The organism is Burkholderia sp. MSMB1498 (assembly GCF_001526245.1).
In the GTDB taxonomy this organism is placed as follows: domain Bacteria; phylum Pseudomonadota; class Gammaproteobacteria; order Burkholderiales; family Burkholderiaceae; genus Burkholderia; species Burkholderia savannae.
Genome location: NZ_LOYJ01000017.1, coordinates 1 through 15,374, shown reverse-complemented (window position 1 = coordinate 15,374; position 15,374 = coordinate 1). Strand labels below are relative to the sequence as shown.

General features: G+C 72.2%; 13 protein-coding genes. 12 read left to right on the top strand and 1 reads right to left on the bottom strand.

Annotated elements, in window-relative coordinates; genetic code table 11:
* The first annotated feature begins 34 nt into the window (after nucleotides 1–34).
* From WS91_RS04050 to WS91_RS04040, 3 genes are all read left to right on the top strand, one after another.
* Complete coding sequence (locus WS91_RS04050) at nucleotides 35–622, top strand: pathogenicity island effector protein (protein ID WP_226377298.1); 588 nt, start codon at nucleotides 35–37, stop codon at nucleotides 620–622.
* Nucleotides 623–633: 11 nt separating this feature from the next.
* Entirely contained in the window at nucleotides 634–1,068 is a 435-nt protein-coding gene (locus WS91_RS04045; RefSeq protein WP_038754765.1) for a secretion protein, read from the top strand.
* A 221-nt stretch (nucleotides 1,069–1,289) separates the two neighbouring features.
* Nucleotides 1,290–2,150 carry a Crp/Fnr family transcriptional regulator gene (locus tag WS91_RS04040; RefSeq protein ID WP_197422203.1) on the top strand — a complete coding sequence of 287 codons (861 nt, stop codon included), beginning with the start codon at nucleotides 1,290–1,292 and terminating at the stop codon, nucleotides 2,148–2,150.
* Between the two features lie 556 nt (nucleotides 2,151–2,706).
* Here the strand turns inward: WS91_RS04040 and WS91_RS35465 are convergent.
* Nucleotides 2,707–3,045 carry a hypothetical protein gene (locus WS91_RS35465; RefSeq protein ID WP_152611858.1) on the bottom strand — a complete coding sequence of 113 codons (339 nt, stop codon included), beginning with the start codon at nucleotides 3,043–3,045 and terminating at the stop codon, nucleotides 2,707–2,709.
* 23 nt (nucleotides 3,046–3,068) lie between these two features.
* Here WS91_RS35465 and WS91_RS04030 point away from each other — a divergent pair, with 23 nt between their 5' ends.
* The 9 genes from WS91_RS04030 (at nucleotide 3,069) to WS91_RS03985 (ending at nucleotide 15,167) form a co-directional block, all read left to right on the top strand.
* On the top strand, nucleotides 3,069–4,016 hold the full coding sequence (locus WS91_RS04030; protein WP_038754759.1) for a TauD/TfdA dioxygenase family protein: 948 nt from the start codon (nucleotides 3,069–3,071) through the stop codon (nucleotides 4,014–4,016).
* 140 nt (nucleotides 4,017–4,156) lie between these two features.
* Entirely contained in the window at nucleotides 4,157–5,233 is a 1,077-nt protein-coding gene (locus tag WS91_RS04025) for an ABC transporter substrate-binding protein (RefSeq protein ID WP_063889466.1), read from the top strand.
* Between the two features lie 11 nt (nucleotides 5,234–5,244).
* On the top strand, nucleotides 5,245–8,181 hold the full coding sequence (locus tag WS91_RS04020; protein ID WP_156432280.1) for a TonB-dependent receptor: 2,937 nt from the start codon (nucleotides 5,245–5,247) through the stop codon (nucleotides 8,179–8,181).
* A 25-nt stretch (nucleotides 8,182–8,206) separates the two neighbouring features.
* Nucleotides 8,207–9,862: an ABC transporter permease gene (locus WS91_RS04015; RefSeq protein WP_082758080.1), complete on the top strand. Its 1,656-nt coding sequence runs from the start codon at nucleotides 8,207–8,209 to the stop codon at nucleotides 9,860–9,862.
* Between the two features lie 59 nt (nucleotides 9,863–9,921).
* Complete coding sequence (locus tag WS91_RS04010) at nucleotides 9,922–11,583, top strand: arylsulfatase (RefSeq protein ID WP_059669782.1); 1,662 nt, start codon at nucleotides 9,922–9,924, stop codon at nucleotides 11,581–11,583.
* A 220-nt stretch (nucleotides 11,584–11,803) separates the two neighbouring features.
* Nucleotides 11,804–12,652, top strand: coding sequence for a TonB family protein (locus WS91_RS04000; protein ID WP_059669780.1), 849 nt, complete (start codon nucleotides 11,804–11,806; stop codon nucleotides 12,650–12,652).
* Between the two features lie 27 nt (nucleotides 12,653–12,679).
* A complete protein-coding gene (locus tag WS91_RS32040) occupies nucleotides 12,680–13,858 on the top strand; it encodes a MotA/TolQ/ExbB proton channel family protein (RefSeq protein ID WP_082758078.1) in 1,179 nt (392 codons plus the stop codon).
* A 1-nt stretch (nucleotide 13,859) separates the two neighbouring features.
* Nucleotides 13,860–14,291, top strand: a complete 432-nt coding sequence (locus tag WS91_RS03990; RefSeq protein ID WP_038754753.1) for an ExbD/TolR family protein — start codon at nucleotides 13,860–13,862, stop codon at nucleotides 14,289–14,291.
* Nucleotides 14,292–14,345: 54 nt separating this feature from the next.
* Complete coding sequence (locus tag WS91_RS03985; RefSeq protein WP_059669779.1) at nucleotides 14,346–15,167, top strand: ABC transporter ATP-binding protein; 822 nt, start codon at nucleotides 14,346–14,348, stop codon at nucleotides 15,165–15,167.
* The last annotated feature ends 207 nt before the right edge of the window (nucleotides 15,168–15,374 follow it).

Below are 15,374 nucleotides of genomic sequence, written 5' to 3'. Positions count from 1 at the left end.
AACGACGCCGTTTGAAATTCGAGGAGAACGAGTGATGAGTACTGTGACGCAAGCCGGCGGCGCGCCGGTCCGCACCGATACGCCGGGGCTCGGCGCGGCCGGCCTGTTCGACGGGGGCGACGCCGCGATGGGGCCGATGGCGACGATCGACCAGTTGAAGGCGAGGCTGCAGAAGATCTTCAGCGACATGCGCGACCTGGAGCGCACGTTCAACGAGACGATGCAGCGGATCGCGTTCGACCGGCAGGTCGGCGTGCTCGAGACGAGGAAGCAGGCGATCATGCAGAACTTCGACGCGGCGATGGCGTCGGCGGTCGCGCAGATCGTCGGCGGCGCGATGAGCGCGCTCGGCGCGGCGTCGGGCAGCCAGCTCGGCGCGACCGCGACCGACGGGCTGTCGAAGGCCGGGCAGGGGATCGCGGGCGTCGCGAACGCGTCGCTCGTGCGCGACGCGCAGCAGACGCAGTTGCAGGGCGATTTCGATAGCCAGTCCGTCGAGCGTCTGCAAAAGGCGCTCGCGTCGACCCTCGAGCGCGCGCTCGACGCGTCGCGGCAGATGCGCGACGCGCTGCGCGAGCTCGTGACGCTGCAGGGGCAGATGGCCGCCGCGGTGCGGTACTGACGGGAGGCGCGATGCAGGCCGAAGCCCTCGATGCGGCAACCCGCTATCTGCAAGCGCAGGGCATGCATCCGGAGCCCGCGTATTTCGGCGAAAGCCATTTCCGGATCGGCTGGCGCGTGCGGGTCAACGATCTCGATCTCGTCTACCGGCTCGTCGACGACAGCCTCGTCGTCTGCGATCTCGCCACGCGCGGCGGCGGGGGCGGCCCGAGCGACGCGGTCGCGACGTTCATCCATCTCGTGCACCGGATGGAGCGCGCCGGCATTGCGCTGCGCGAGGTGCGCGGAACCTTCTTCGAGACGGCGTCGAACGCGCAACTGAACCGGCTGCGGCAGCGGCTCGCGACGGTGCTCGAGGCGCAGGGCGCGTACTGGCGCGACATCGACGGCGATCCGTGGCTGATCTATCCGGTCGGCGCGCGCGGCGCGGAGGCGGCGCGGCAGTAGCGGCGCGATCGCGGGGCGTCGCGCCGCGCGCGTGTCGGCGCGACGCGCGGCCAGGCGGCGGCCGCATGCGCACGACGGCCGCGCGGCGATCAGGGCCGCCGGCGCGGCCGAGGCCCGCGGGCCGGCGCGCCCGGCCGCTTTGCCGGCCAGCCGCGCGGCGGCCCGGCCGTGATAAGCACATAAAAAAGAAGTCGTTGGCGAGGGCGGGAAACGGTGCTTTCATGTGCTGCCCCGATTCTTCCCGCGCGATGCGCGTCGACATCATGAGCGAGATCAGCGAAGCGATCGAGATACGCCGTCCGCCCGCGCATGCGCCGCGCCCGTCGTCCGGGCACGCCGCGCTGCCGTTCCAGCCGCAACGCGCCGGCCGCGCGCTCGACGCGCGCACGCGCCGCGCGATCCACGCGGCGTTCACCGCGAATCCGTGCCTGCGCAACTGGCCCGCCGAATCGATCGATGGGCTCTGCGACGCCGGCTATCTGAAGACCTGGCTGAACGGCGAGCTGATCTTCGCGCGCCATGGCCCGTGCGACGACATCCAGGTGGTGCTGTCCGGCGCGATCGAGATGAGCTGGACGAACGCGGCGGGCGCGCGCGCGGTCGCCGTCTACATGTGGCCGAACGAGGTGATCAACTTCATTCCGGTGATCGACGGCGGCGGCTCGATGCACGACCAGCGCGCGCACGGGCTCACCACGCTGTTCCACATCTCGCGCGACGCGCTCTTCGCGCAGTTCGAGCGCGAGCCGGCGCTGCTGCGCGGCGTGCTCGAGCTCATCTGCGTGCGCAGCCGCGCGCTGCACCGGCGGATCGGCCGGACCGCGCTGTCGGGCTTTCGCGCGCGGCTCGCCGACCAGTTGCTGACGCTCGCCGAATGGCACGGCCAGCCGACGCCGCGCGGGATCGAGCTGACGATCCGGCTGTCGCAGGAGGATCTCGCGTCGCTGCTCGTCGCGTCGCGGCAGAGCGTGAACAAGGAACTGCGCCGGCTCGTGCGCGAGCGGATCATCGATTCGCAGTACAGCCGGCTGACGATTCTCGATCTCGGCGGGCTGCGCGCGATCAGCGACGGCGAAGAATGACGGTGTGACGCGCCGCGCCGGGGGCGGGGCTGTGCGTGCACGGCTCCGATCGCGGCGGCGCGGGCGCAGCCGCCGGATCTGCGCGGCCGCGCGCGATACGCGCGGCGCGCGCAATTCCGGTTTCGGTTCCGTCGGCGGCGACGCGAGCGCTCGATCGATCCGCCATGACAATCGGCACGGCCGCGTGACTTCCGTGCGGGCGTGCCACGGCTGCCAACCGTTCCCGGCCGCCGCGATCGCGCGGGCCGGATAGATCCGGCGTTCGATCGCGGCGAGGTTCGACCCGGCCGAGATTTGGCCGTTTCCCTTCGGCCGTTTCCCGACGGCATGCGCCTGCATGCGCATGATCGAAGGCGCGGCGGCGTGCTCCGCAACCCCGGACGCGCAGCTCAGGCGGCTCGCGTCGATCGGCGTCGGATCGCCGAACCGGAGCGCGGGCGCGCCCGATCGGGACGTCGACCAAGGGCCGGCCGCAGCAGCTCGACTGAACCGGTGCGGACGCGCGCCGCGGGCGCACGCCGTCCTCCAGGTTTCATCCGAATGCCTGCTGAGCTTTTCAGGCCGCCGCGCATAACGGCATGCGAACTTCTTCTGTCAAATGTCCAACGCGCGATAGATTCGCCGCCGCCGCTCTGCCGATAATGATCTCCATCAAATGCAACCGGCAGAGCCCTTGACGTGCTGAATACGTTCGCGCTATCCGCCCATCGCCCGACTCGACGCCGCGTGCATCCCGCGCCGCGCCGCGCACGCATCTGCCGCTGTCGCCGCCGCTGATCCGGCCGCGCGGTTCGCGGCGGCCGCCGCACCCGGTTTTTCCGGTTTTTTCCGATTCGCCGCTTTCGTCGTTTCCGTCGCCGCGCGCCGCGCAGGCGCGCCGTTTCGTCTCGTCCATCGTTTTCTCCATCGGAGTCCGTCATGACCAATCTGAGTCTCGCCGTATCGAACACGCTCGACGTGCGCCCCGTCACCGGCCGCATCGGGGCCGAAATCCATGGCGTGAAACTGTCCGCGCAGCTCGACGCGGCGTCCGTCGACGCGATCCGCGCCGCGCTCCTCAAGCACAAGGTGATCTTCCTGCGCGACCAGGCGCATCTGAGCGACGCCGAGCAGGAAGGTTTCGCGAAGCGGCTCGGCGAGCCGGTCGCGCATCCGACGGTGCCCGTCGTCGAAGGCACCGACTATCTGCTCGAGCTCGATTCGCACCGCGGCGGCCGCGCGAACTCGTGGCACACCGACGTCACGTTCGTCGACGCGTACCCGCAGGCGTCGATCCTGCGCGGCGTGACGATTCCGGAAGTCGGCGGCGACACCGTGTGGGCGAACACCGCGGCCGCGTACGACGATCTGCCGGCGCCGCTGAAGACGCTCGCCGACGCGCTGTGGGCCGTGCACAGCAACGAGTACGACTACGCGAGCCACCGGATCGGCACCGGCGACACGCCGCACGACGTCGCGGCGCTCAAGCGCTATCGCGAGGTGTTCGTGTCGACGCGCTACGAAACCGAGCACCCGGTCGTGCGCGTGCATCCGGAGACGGGCGAGAAGACGCTGATCCTCGGCCACTTCCTCAAGCACTTCATCGGCGTGACGCCGGGCGGCTCCGCGCATCTGTTCGAACTGCTGCAGAGCTACGTGACGCGGCTCGAGAACATCGTCCGCTGGCACTGGCGCGAAGGAGACGTCGCGATCTGGGACAACCGCGCGACGCAGCACTACGCGGTCAACGACTACGGCGACGCGCGCCGCGTCGTGCGCCGCGTGACGCTCGCGGGCGACGTGCCCGTCGGCGTCGACGGCCGGCGCAGCGTCACGCGGCTGCGCGAGCCGAATCCGCGCGCGAGCGCGGACACGAAGGCCGCTTGATGTCGGCATGTCGACGCAGGCGCGCGCCGAGCGACCTCGCCCCCAGCGCGGCGGCGTCGCGCGCCGCCGCTGCCGCCGCCGCCGCGCATCGCGCGCCGCGCGTCGCTCGCTTCGTTCAACCCCAGAACGCCAGGATTTCCATGAAGCATCTGATTCGATGGCTGAAGCCGCTTCGGCTCGTCATGCTCGCGTGGGCGCTCGCCGCGCCGGCCCACGCATTCGCGCAAACCGTCATCCGCATCGCGGTGCCCGACACGAGCGCCGGGCCGAAGCCCGCGGGCGGCGGCGTGGTCGACGTGATCCATGCGAACCGGCTGCTCGAAAAGGCGTTCGCGAAACAGGGCGTGGACGTGCGGTGGACCTTCTTCAAGGGCGCCGGCCCGGCGATCAACGAGGCGTTCGCGAACGGGCAGGTCGATCTCGCGTTTCTCGGTGATCTCGCGGCGGTGATCGGCCGCGCGAACGGCCTCGACACGCGCCTCGTCGCCGCGCTCGCGCGCAACGTGAACGGCTTTCTCGCGGTGACGCCGGGCTCGGGCGTCACTGACCTGCGCGCGCTGAAGGGCAAGCAGGTCGCGGTGTTCCGCGGGACCGCGCTGCAACTGTCGTTCGACAGCGTGCTGCGCGCGGAAGGCCTCGCCGAGCGCGATTTCCGCATCGTCAATCTCGATCCGAACGCGGCGGCCGCGGCGCTCGCCGCGCGCCGGATCGATGCGGCGTGGGGCTCGGCCGGCGTGTTCGTGCTGCGCGACAAGGGGCTCGCGGACGTGCCCGTCAGCACGAAGGGCCGGCAGGGCGTCGGCACGCTGAAGGCGGGGCTCGTCGCGTCGTCCGCGTTCCTGCGCGCGCATCCGGAGCTCGCGCGCACGGTCGTGAAGACCGTCGTCGAGGCGTCGCAGTGGCTATCCGACAAGCGCAATCTCGATGCGTACATCGCGCTCGAACAGCAGCAGGCGAGCATTCCGCCGACCGTCTGGCGCAACGAGCTCGCCGAAAGCGATCCGGCCGTCGTGTTCTCGCCGCTCATCGATCGCCATTACGTCGACGCGTTCAAGCAGGACGTGCGCGTCGCGAAGGAAGCGGGGCTGATCCGCCGCACGTTCGACGTCGACCAATGGATCGACCGCAGCTATCTCGACGCCGCGCTGCGCGAGCTGAATCTCGGCGCGCGCTGGCAGGCGTACGAATCGTTCGGCCGGCCGGGCAGCGCGCTTTGACGGGCGGGGCGATGAAGCGCAATACGATTCGATTCGGCTCGACGCTCGTCGCGGCCGCGCTGGCGCCGGCGGCGGGGGCATGGGCGCAGGCGGAGGCCGGCGCGCAAGGGCAGGCCGGCGCGGCGGCGGACGTGGCGCGTGCGCCGCAGGCGGCGAATGCGGCGAATGCGGTGAATGCGGGGACGAAGCCCGGCGCGACGAATGCGCTCGATGGGCGCGATGCGACGAGCGCGGCGGGCTTGCTGGCCGCATCGACGCTCGCGCTCGCCGAAACCGCGACGCGCGCGCCCGATCCGGCCCGGGCGGCCGGCGTGCGAGACGGCGTCGAAGCCGCCGGTGCGCCGCCGCCCGCCGCGCGGACGGCGAATGCGTTGCCGGTTGCGGGCGGGGCCGATTCGGCGAATGCGCCCGATGCCGCAAGCGCCGCCGACGCGACTCGCGCCGAGCGTGCGAGCGGACCGGTTCGCGCGACGGAATCGTTCGGGGCCGCAGGCGGCGGCGCGACATCGGGCGCGACATCAGACGCGACATCAGACGCGGGCGCTTCCGGCGGCGGGCCGTCGAAGGCGGCCCGATCGGCTGGGCCGACTGGGCCGACTGAACCGAACGGACCGGTCGGACCGGCCGGGCAGGCTGACCGACGCGACGCCGCGTCGCCGGCCGCAACCGCCCCAGCCGCCCCAGCCGCCCCAGCCGCAACCCCACCGGCCGGGCGCAGCGCCGCCGCCTCGTCGAGCGCCGCGCTGAAGGACGTCGTCGTCACCGCGCGCCGCCGCAAGGAGAACGCGCAGCAGGTGCCCGCGCCGATCTCGACCGTCAGCGGCGACGATCTCGAACTGCAGCGCAACTACCGCGTGCAGGACCTGCAGACCGTGCTGCCGAGCACGAACGTCGCGTTCATCCACGCGCGCCAGTCGAGCATCTCCGTGCGCGGCCTCGGCAACAATCCGGCGAACGACGGCCTCGAAGGCAGCGCGGGCGTCTATCTCGACAACGTCTATCTCGGCCGCCCCGGAATGGCCGTGTTCGACGCGTTCGACATCGACCAGATCGAACTGCTGCGCGGCCCGCAGGGCACGCTGTTCGGCAAGAACAGCACGGCCGGCGTGATCAACATCACGACGCGCCGGCCGACGTTCAGGGCCGAGGCGTCGATCGAGCAGTCGGTCGGCCAGCGGGGCTATGCGCAGACGAAGGCGGTGCTGTCGGGGCCGCTCGCGGACACGGTCGCGGGCCGGCTCGTGCTGTACCGCACGCACGACGACGGCGACGTGAAGAACCTCTACACCGGCGGCCGGCTCAACGGCGGCATGCGCGAAGGCGTGCGCGGCGAGCTGCTGTTCAAGCCGTCGGCGAGCCTGAACGCGCGCGTGATCGCCGACTATCACCGCGAGGATTCGAGCTACGGCACGACGGTGCTGTACGGCTTCGGGCCGACGATCAACGGCTACAACCCGTTCCTGAGCCGCGCGGCGTCGATCGGCGCCGCGCCCGTCACGAACCCCGCGCTGCACGAGGTGAACCTCGATTCGCGGCAGCACGTGAGCGTGCATCAGGGCGGGCTGTCGGCCGAAGTCGACTACACGCTGCCGAGCGGCCACACGCTGACGTCGATCAGCGCCGCGCGCTTCTGGAATTTCGAGCCGGCGAACGACGACAACCTCGACAAGCCCGCGATCTACAACACGGGCGTCGCGGTCAACGATCACCAGCTGTCGCAGGAGTTCCGGCTCGCGTCGCCCACCGGCGGCCGCTTCGATTACGTCGCGGGCGCGTACTACTTCCATCAGCGCCTGAGCAACCGGACGTTCGCGTACTACGGCCCGTTCGCCGACGCGATCGTGCTCGGCAACCGCAGCGGCGCGCTCGCGAACACGACGTCGATCGCGCCCGCGACGATGACGACCGACAGCTTCGCGCTGTTCGCGCAAGGCACGTGGCACGCGAGCCCGCGCGCCGATATCACGGCGGGCATTCGCGGCACGTACGAGACGAAATCGGCGAGCGTCACGCGCGACGCGCCGGCGGGCGGCGCGGCCGTGCCGCCCGCCGTGCAAGCGGTGCGCGACGCGGTGATCGGCCGGTACGCGTCGGGCGACCTGAACCTGTACAGCCTGAGCCCGTCGGCGCTGCTCAATTTCGGCTACAAGCTCGCGCCGAACGTGCTCGGCTACGTGACGCTGTCGCACGGCGAGAAATCGGGCGGCGCGAACCTGTCGGTGTCGTCGGCGCCGACGCAGGGCGCGCAATCGCTCCTCGTCGGGCCCGAGCGCGCGAACAACGCGGAGATCGGCGTGAAGAGCGAGTTCTTCGAGCGCCGGCTGACGGTCAACGCGAACCTGTTCTGGACGCAGGTGAGCGGCTATCAGGCGACGAGCTTCCTCGCGACGCCGACGGGCGTCGTCTCGGTGCTGTCGAACGCGGCCGACGTGAGGAGCCGCGGCGCGGAGCTCGACGTGCGCGCGATGCCGATCCGCAATCTCGTGCTCGGGCTCAACGCGTCGTACGTCGATGCGGCCTACACGTCGTACGAGAACGCGCCGTGCCCGTCGGAAGTGTCGATCCCGAATCCGAAGGCGGTCTGCAGCCTGACCGGGCGGCCCGTCGCGGGCGCGCCGCGCTGGATCGTCAACCTGAACGCGCAATACCAGTTCCGGCTGCGTCACGACATCGACCAGTATGTCGCCGCGCAGTATTCGCTGCGCTCGAGCCAGTACGGCACGCTCGACGATTCGACGTACGGCCGGCTGCCCGGCTACGGCGTGCTGAACCTGACGACCGGCTGGCGGCTCGCGACGGGCCGCCATCAATGGGACCTGTCGCTGTGGGCGCGCAACGTGTTCGACCGCCGCTACTACCTCGCGTCGTTCGCGACGATCAACGGCGCGTACACGGCGTCCGTCGGCGACGAGCGGATGTTCGGCGCGACGCTGCGCTACGACTACTGACGCGCGACGACGAAGGAGCCAGACGATGACGAGATCGCCCCGCCCCGCATCGGCCGCCGCGCCGTTCCTCGGGCCGGCCCGCGCGCCGCGCGCGGCGTCGTACACGCCGCAGACGCTGCGTCGCGCGTTCGCCCGCCGCGCGGGCGCAGCCGGCTGGCACCGGCTCGCCGGCGCGGTGCTGCCCGCGCTGCTGTTCGCGCTGTGGTGGCACGCGTCGCATCGGCAATGGATGTCGCCGCAGATCCTGCCGACGCCCGAGCTCGTCTGGCAAACGGCCGTCGAGCTCGCCGGCGACAACCTGTTCTCGCAGCTCGCGGTGAGCCTCGCGCGGCTCGCGACGGGGTTCGCGGCGGGCGTGGCCGCGGGCGTCGCGCTCGGCGCGCTGACGGGCCGCTCGCGCACCGCCGACGACATCGTGTCGCCCGTGTTCTATGCGTTCGCGCAGATCCCGACGCTCGCGTGGCTGCCGCTGCTGATGGTCGTGCTCGGCATCGGCGAGGCGCTGAAGATCGCGCTGATCGTCAAGGCGGTGCTCGTGCCGGTCGCGATCCACACGCAGCTCGGCGTGCGCGGCGTGCCGCCGCGGCTGCGCGAGATCGCCGCCGTCGCGCGGCTGCCGCGCGCGGCGACGCTGCGCCTGCTCGTCGCGCCCGCCGCGCTGCCGCCGGTGATGACCGGGTTGCGGATCGCGCTCGCGCAGGGCTGGCTCACGCTGATCGCGGTCGAGCTGCTCGCGTCGTCCGAGGGGATCGGCTATCTGATGGTGTGGGGCCGGCAGATGTTCCAGCTCGACATCGTGTTCGTCTGCATCGCGGTGATCGGCGCGACCGGCTTCGCGATGGACGACGCGCTGCGCCGGCTCGACGCGCGGCTCGTGCGCTGGCCGCGCGCGGCGCTCGCCGAGCATGCGCGCGCGCCGCGCCGCAGCGCGCTCGCATGGCTGCACGGCGCGCTGCTGCCCGCCGCGCTCGCGGCGCTTTGGGCGGCCGCCGCGCACTGGCATTGGGTGGACGCGCGCGTGCTGCCCGCGCCGTCCGCCGTGCTCGCGAGCGCGTTTCGCGACATCGCGAGCGGCGCGCTGCCCGTGCCGCTCGCGCGCACGCTGCTGCGCGCGCTCGAAGGGCTCGCGCTCGGCGCGACGGCGGGCGCGGTCGCGGGCGTGGCGTTCGGTCTCGTGCGCGGGCTCGGCCGCGCGGCCGGGCCGACGTTCGCCGCGCTGCGCCAGGTCGCGATCTTCGCGTGGATTCCGCTCCTCACCGCGTGGGCCGGCATCGACGAGCTGTCGAAAGTGATCTTCGTCGCGCTCGCCGCATTCTTCCCGATGCTCGTCGCGGCGCAGCGCTCGGTCGAGAGCCTGTCGCCGCAGCTCGCCGAAGCCGCGCGCACGCTGCGGCTGCCGGCGCGGCAGCGGCTGGGGCAGCTCGTGCTGCCCGCGATCGCGCCCGGCCTTTTCGCGGGCCTGCGGCTCGGCCTCGTCTATGCGTGGCTCGGCGCGATCGGCGCCGAGTACTTCATGCCGTCGGGCGTCGGCATCGGCGGCTTCATGCTCGACGCGCAGCAACTGTTCCGGATGGACCGGCTGATGAGCGCGGCCGTGATCGTCGGCGCGCTCGGCGCGGCGCTCGGCTGGCTGGGCGGCCGGCTCGAAGCCGCGGCGACGCGCTGGCGCGGCCCGCGCTGAGCGCTTCGCTTTTCTTCCTTTCCTTCGATCGAAACCAGAAACCAGGAACCAGAGCCACCATGTCGACCCAAGCAAGCTCCCGGCGCAAGCCGGCCGATCGGCCGAACTTTCTCGTGATCGTCGCCGACGATCTCGGCTTCTCCGACATCGGCGCGTTCGGCGGCGAAATCTCGACGCCGAACCTCGACGCGCTCGCTTACGCGGGCGTGCGCTTCACCGATTTCCACACCGCGTCCGCGTGCTCGCCGACGCGCTCGATGCTGCTGACGGGCACCGATCATCACGTCGCCGGGATCGGCACGATGGCCGAGGCGCTGACGCCGGAGCTGCAGGGCAAGCCGGGCTACGAGGGGTATCTGAACGAGCGCGTGGTCGCGCTGCCCGAGCTGCTGCGCGACGCCGGCTACTTCACGGCGATGGCGGGCAAGTGGCACCTCGGGCTCACGCTCGAGCGCGCGCCCGCCGCGCGCGGCTTCGAGCGCTCGTTCGCGCTTCTGCCGGGCGCGGCGAACCATTACGGATTCGAGCCGGTGCCGGCGGACGCCGAGCAGCCGCGGCTGATGCGCTCGACGCGCTCGCTGTACGTCGAGGACGATCGCTTCGTCGACGCGCTGCCGGACGATTTCTACTCGTCCGACACCTTCGCGGACAAGCTGCTGCAATACCTCGGCGAGCGCCCCGACGACGGCCGGCCGTTCTTCGCGTATCTGCCGTTTTCCGCGCCGCACTGGCCGCTGCAGGCGCCTGCCGACATCGTCGCGAAATATCGCGGCCGCTATGCGGACGGCCCGGCCGCGCTGCGCGGCGCGCGCCTCGCGCGGCAGCGCGAACTCGGCTTGCTCGGCGCGCACGTCGACGCGCATCCGGTCGTCGCGCGCAACGCCGAGTGGGCGCAGCTCACGCCGGACGAGCGCGCGTTCTCCGCGCGGACGATGGAGGTGTATGCGGCGATGGTCGAGCGGCTCGACTGGAACGTCGGCCGCGTGGTCGACCATCTGAAGGCGACGGGCGAGCTTGACGACACGTTCGTGCTGTTCCTCTCCGACAACGGCGCGGAGGGCGCGCTGCTCGAGGCGCTGCCGGTGTTCGGGCCGAATCTCCAGCAATTCATCCGCGACTACTACGACAACCGCCTCGAGAACGTCGGCAACGGCAATTCATACGTGTGGTACGGCCCGCGCTGGGCGCAGGCGGCGACCGCGCCGTCGCGGCTGTACAAGGCGTTCACGACGGAAGGCGGGATTCGCGTGGTCGCGTTCGCGCACTATCCGGCGCTCGCGCGGCGGCGCGAGATCAGCGACGCGTTCGCGACGGTGATGGACGTGACGCCGACCGTGCTCGAGCTCGCGGGCGTCGCGCACCCGGGCGCGCGCTATCGCGGGCGGGACGTCGCGGCGGTCAAGGGCGCGTCGCTCGCGCCCTACCTGCGGCGCGACGCGGCGCGCGTGCATGACGACGCGCACGTGACGGGCTGGGAGCTGTTCGGGATGCGCGCGGTGCGGCAGGGCGACTGGAAGGCGGTGTTCATTCCGCAGCCGGTCGGGCCGGGCGCGTGGCAGCTTTACGACCTCGCCGCCGATCCGGGCGAGACGCGTGATCTCGCGGATGCGCAGCCCGATCGCCTCGCCGCGCTGCTCGAGCACTGGGCCCGCTATGTCGCCGACAACGGCGTGCAGGACGGCGCGGTGCGCGTGTTCGCGACGCAGCCGCAGGACGCATGAACGCGCGTGTCGATCGCGGCCGTTGCCTGCGCCGTCGCTGTTGCCCTCGCGGCGCGGGCGGGGGCGCGAGCGGGCGCGTGAGCGGAGGCGGGCGCGCGCCGGCCCATGCGCACGCGTTCGCGCGGGCGTGCGCCGCTTCGTCGTCCCGGCGCGCGGGGGCGTTCGTCGTCGTCGCGGACGACGGCCCGCCCAGCGCGGCGCATTTCCAACGGAGCCCATCGTGACGATTTCCGTGCAGACCGCTTTTTTTCCCGACATCGCGCGGCCGCAGGACGAAGCGGCGTCGTTCGCGCCGATTCCCGCGCGCCGCGGCGCGCATGCGGGCACGGCCGTGTCGGTCGCGCTGCACGGCGCGGCGCTCGCCGCGCTGTGGGCGTTTCACGCGCATGCGCCGCAGCCGCCCGCGCGCGAGCGCGCGATCGAGCTGACGATCGCGCAGCCCGCGCCGGCGCGCACGCTCGTCGCGCCGCAGCCGGCGCCGGCGCCCGTGCATGCGTCGCGCGAACCGGCGAACGCGCCCGTGAAGCGCGCCGCGCCGCCGCCCGTGCGCCGCAGCGAGCCGGCGCGGCCTGCGGCTCCCCGTTCCGCCGAGCCGGCCGCGCGCCCCGCGCCGCCGGCGAACGCGCCCGCCGCGACGGCTGCCGCGACGCCCGCCGCAGCGGCCGCGCAGCCCGCACCGGCCGCACAAGCCACGTCCGCGCTGCCTCCGCCCGCGCCGAGCGCCGCATCGACGCCCGCCGCATCGCGGCCGTCGCCGGCCGTCGTCGGGATGTCGGGCATCCCGAGCGATTACGCGGCGAAGGTGCTCGAGCGGATCGACCGCTACGCGGCCGACAGCTATCCGCGCGCCGCGCGGCTGCGCCGCGACGAAGGGCGCGTCGGCTACCGGCTCACCCTCGATCCGGACGGCCGCGTGCAGCACGTCGAAATCGTCTCGTCCGGCAACGGCGAGCTCGACGCGGCCGCGCGCGAAGCGATCCGCGCGGCCGCGCCGTTTCCGAAGCCGCCGGATCTCGGCGCGAGCGCGTACCGGCTCGCGGGCGCGATCGTCTACCAATTGACCGACTGACGCCGTCTTTTTTCTCAGGAGAACCGCATGAATTCCGCCCACGTCGCCGCCCATTTGTCGCCGCTGCAGTTGTTCGAGCAGGCGGACTGGCTCGTCAAGAGCATCATGGCGCTGCTCGCGCTCGCGTCGGTGGCGAGCTGGGCCGTCATCGCCGACAAGCTGCTGCGCTTTCGCACGCTTGAACGCCGCGCCGCGCGCTGGCTCGCGCTGCTGCGCGAGCCGCGGCCGCTGCCCGCGCTCGCGCAGGCGCTCGGCGCGCACGCCGGCGATCCGTTCGCGCGCGTGTATCGCGCGATCGCGGCCGAGTGGCGCGAAAGCTGGCGGCAAGGGCTCGAGCAGCGCGAAGCCGGGCGCGACAGCCTGAAGGAGCGGCTCGCGCGCGTCGGCGCGATCGCGCGCGGCGTCGAGATCGAGCAGTTGCAGCGCGGCTTGCCGGTGCTCGCGACGGTCGGCTCGGTCGCGCCGTTCGTCGGGCTGTTCGGCACCGTCTGGGGGATCATCAATGCGTTCCAGGGGATCGCCGCGACCAACGACACGAGCCTTGCCGTCGTCGCGCCGGGGATTGCCGAGGCGCTGTTCGCAACCGTGCTCGGGCTGGTCGCCGCGATTCCGGCCGTCGTCGCGTACAACCGCGCGTCGGGCGATTTGAACGCGTACGCGAACCGGCTCGACACGCTCGCGGGGCTCGTCGAAGTGCAGTTGTCGCGGCAGCTCGATGCGGGCGATCCGGTCGTCGACGCGGACGGCGGCGCCGGCCGTGACGCGCCGCGCGTCAGCGGCCGCGACGGGAGCGCGGCACACGGCGATGGCGCGCGGCCGGCGGTCGCTGGGGTAGCGGTGGCGGCGAACACGGCGAACACGGCGAACACGGCGAACACGGCGAACACGGCGAACACGGCGAACACGGCGAATACGGCGAATACGGCGAATACGGCGAACACGGCGAATACGGCAAATACGCCGGCCCCAATTGCGCCGGCGGCGGCAATCGGCCGTACCGAGGCGGCCGCACCGGCCGCCGCGAGCATCGCTGTCGTGTCGACGCGAGCGGGGGAGCGCGACGCGTCGTCGGCGCTTCCGCGTTCGGCCACGCGCACGTCGGCGGCGGCGACGACCGCGACGGCGACGGCGGTCGAGCCGCGCGACGCGGCCGGCCTCGTGCCCGTTGCCGCAGGCATCGCGGGCGTCGCGACGGGAGGGGCGTGAGATGGGCGCGAAGATCGGAACGACATCGGCCGCGCGCGCGGCGGCCGCGCCCGTCAGCGACATCAACGTGACGCCGCTCGTCGACGTGATGCTCGTGCTGCTGATCGTCTTCATGGTCGCCGCGCCGCTGATGGCGCAGGGCGTGAAGGTGGACTTGCCGCAGGCGAAGGCGGGCGCGCTCACCGAGGACAAGCCGCCGATCGCGGTGAGCTTCGCGCGCGACGGCAAGGTGTTCGTCGGCACGACCGAGGTCGCCGCCGCGCAGCTCGTGCCAGCGCTCGCGCGCGAGGCGGCGGGCGACGCCGCGCGGCGGATCGAGATCCGCGGCGACAAGGCGCTGCCGTACGGCCGCATGATCGAGGCGATGGGCGAGATCAGCGCGGCCGGCTACACGAAGATCGCGCTCGTGTCCGAGCCCGCGCCCGCGCGATGACGGCGTCGCGGCGCGGTCCGGCCGGCGTTCGTTTTTTTTGACCGGAGAACGGAGATGAATCGATTGACGCCCGCCGTCGCGTTTCGCGGCGTCGGCAAGACGTTCGACATGGGCGGACGCGCCTACGAAGCGATCCGCGGCTTCTCGCTCGACATCGCGGCGGGCGAGCTCGTCGCGATCGTCGGCGCGAGCGGCTGCGGGAAGTCGACGCTGCTGCGCCTGCTCGTCGGCCTCGACACCGAGTTCGACGGCGAAATCCGCGTCGACGGCGAGCCGATCGCGGGCATCGGCGCCGAGCGCGGAATCGTGTTTCAGGAGCACCGGCTGTTTCCGTGGTTGACGGTGGCGCGCAACGTCGCGCTCGGCGTCGCCGCGCAGGCGCTGCCGGGCGACGAGGCGGCGCGGCGTGTCGCCGACGCGATCCGGCTCGTCGGCCTTGACGGCTTCGACGACGCGTTGCCGCATCAACTGTCGGGCGGCATGGCGCAGCGGGTCGCGATCGCGCGCGGGCTCGTCGCCCGCCCGCGAATCCTGATGCTCGACGAGCCGTTCGGCGCGCTCGACGCGCTCACGCGCCATCAGCTTCAGGACGAGCTGCTGCGGATACGCGAACGCGAGCGGATCACGACGCTGTTCGTCACGCACGACGTCGACGAGGCGGTGGTTCTCGCGGATCGCGTCGTCGTGATGCGGCCGCGGCCCGGGCGGATCGGACAGGTCGTCGAGATCGCGCTGCCGCGGCCGCGCGATCGCGGCAGCTACGACTTCCACCGCTATCGCGAGCGGCTCACCGAATCGCTGCTGAGCGACGGCGTCGAGGTAGGCGACTTGCGCGCGGCGGCGCATGCGTTCGAGCTCGATCGGATCGCGTGGTAGCGGGGCGGCCGCGGCGCGCGTTCGGCGCGCATGCGTTCCGTGAGGATGCGTTCCGTGAGGATGCGTCGAGGTTCGCGGCGCGACGGCGCGCCGTGACGTGCCGGGACGCGCGGCCGCGAATCCCTCGTATATCCCGAGAATCCCGAGAATCCCGAGAATCCCGAGAATCCCGAGAATCCCGAGAATCCCGAGAATCCCGAGAATCCC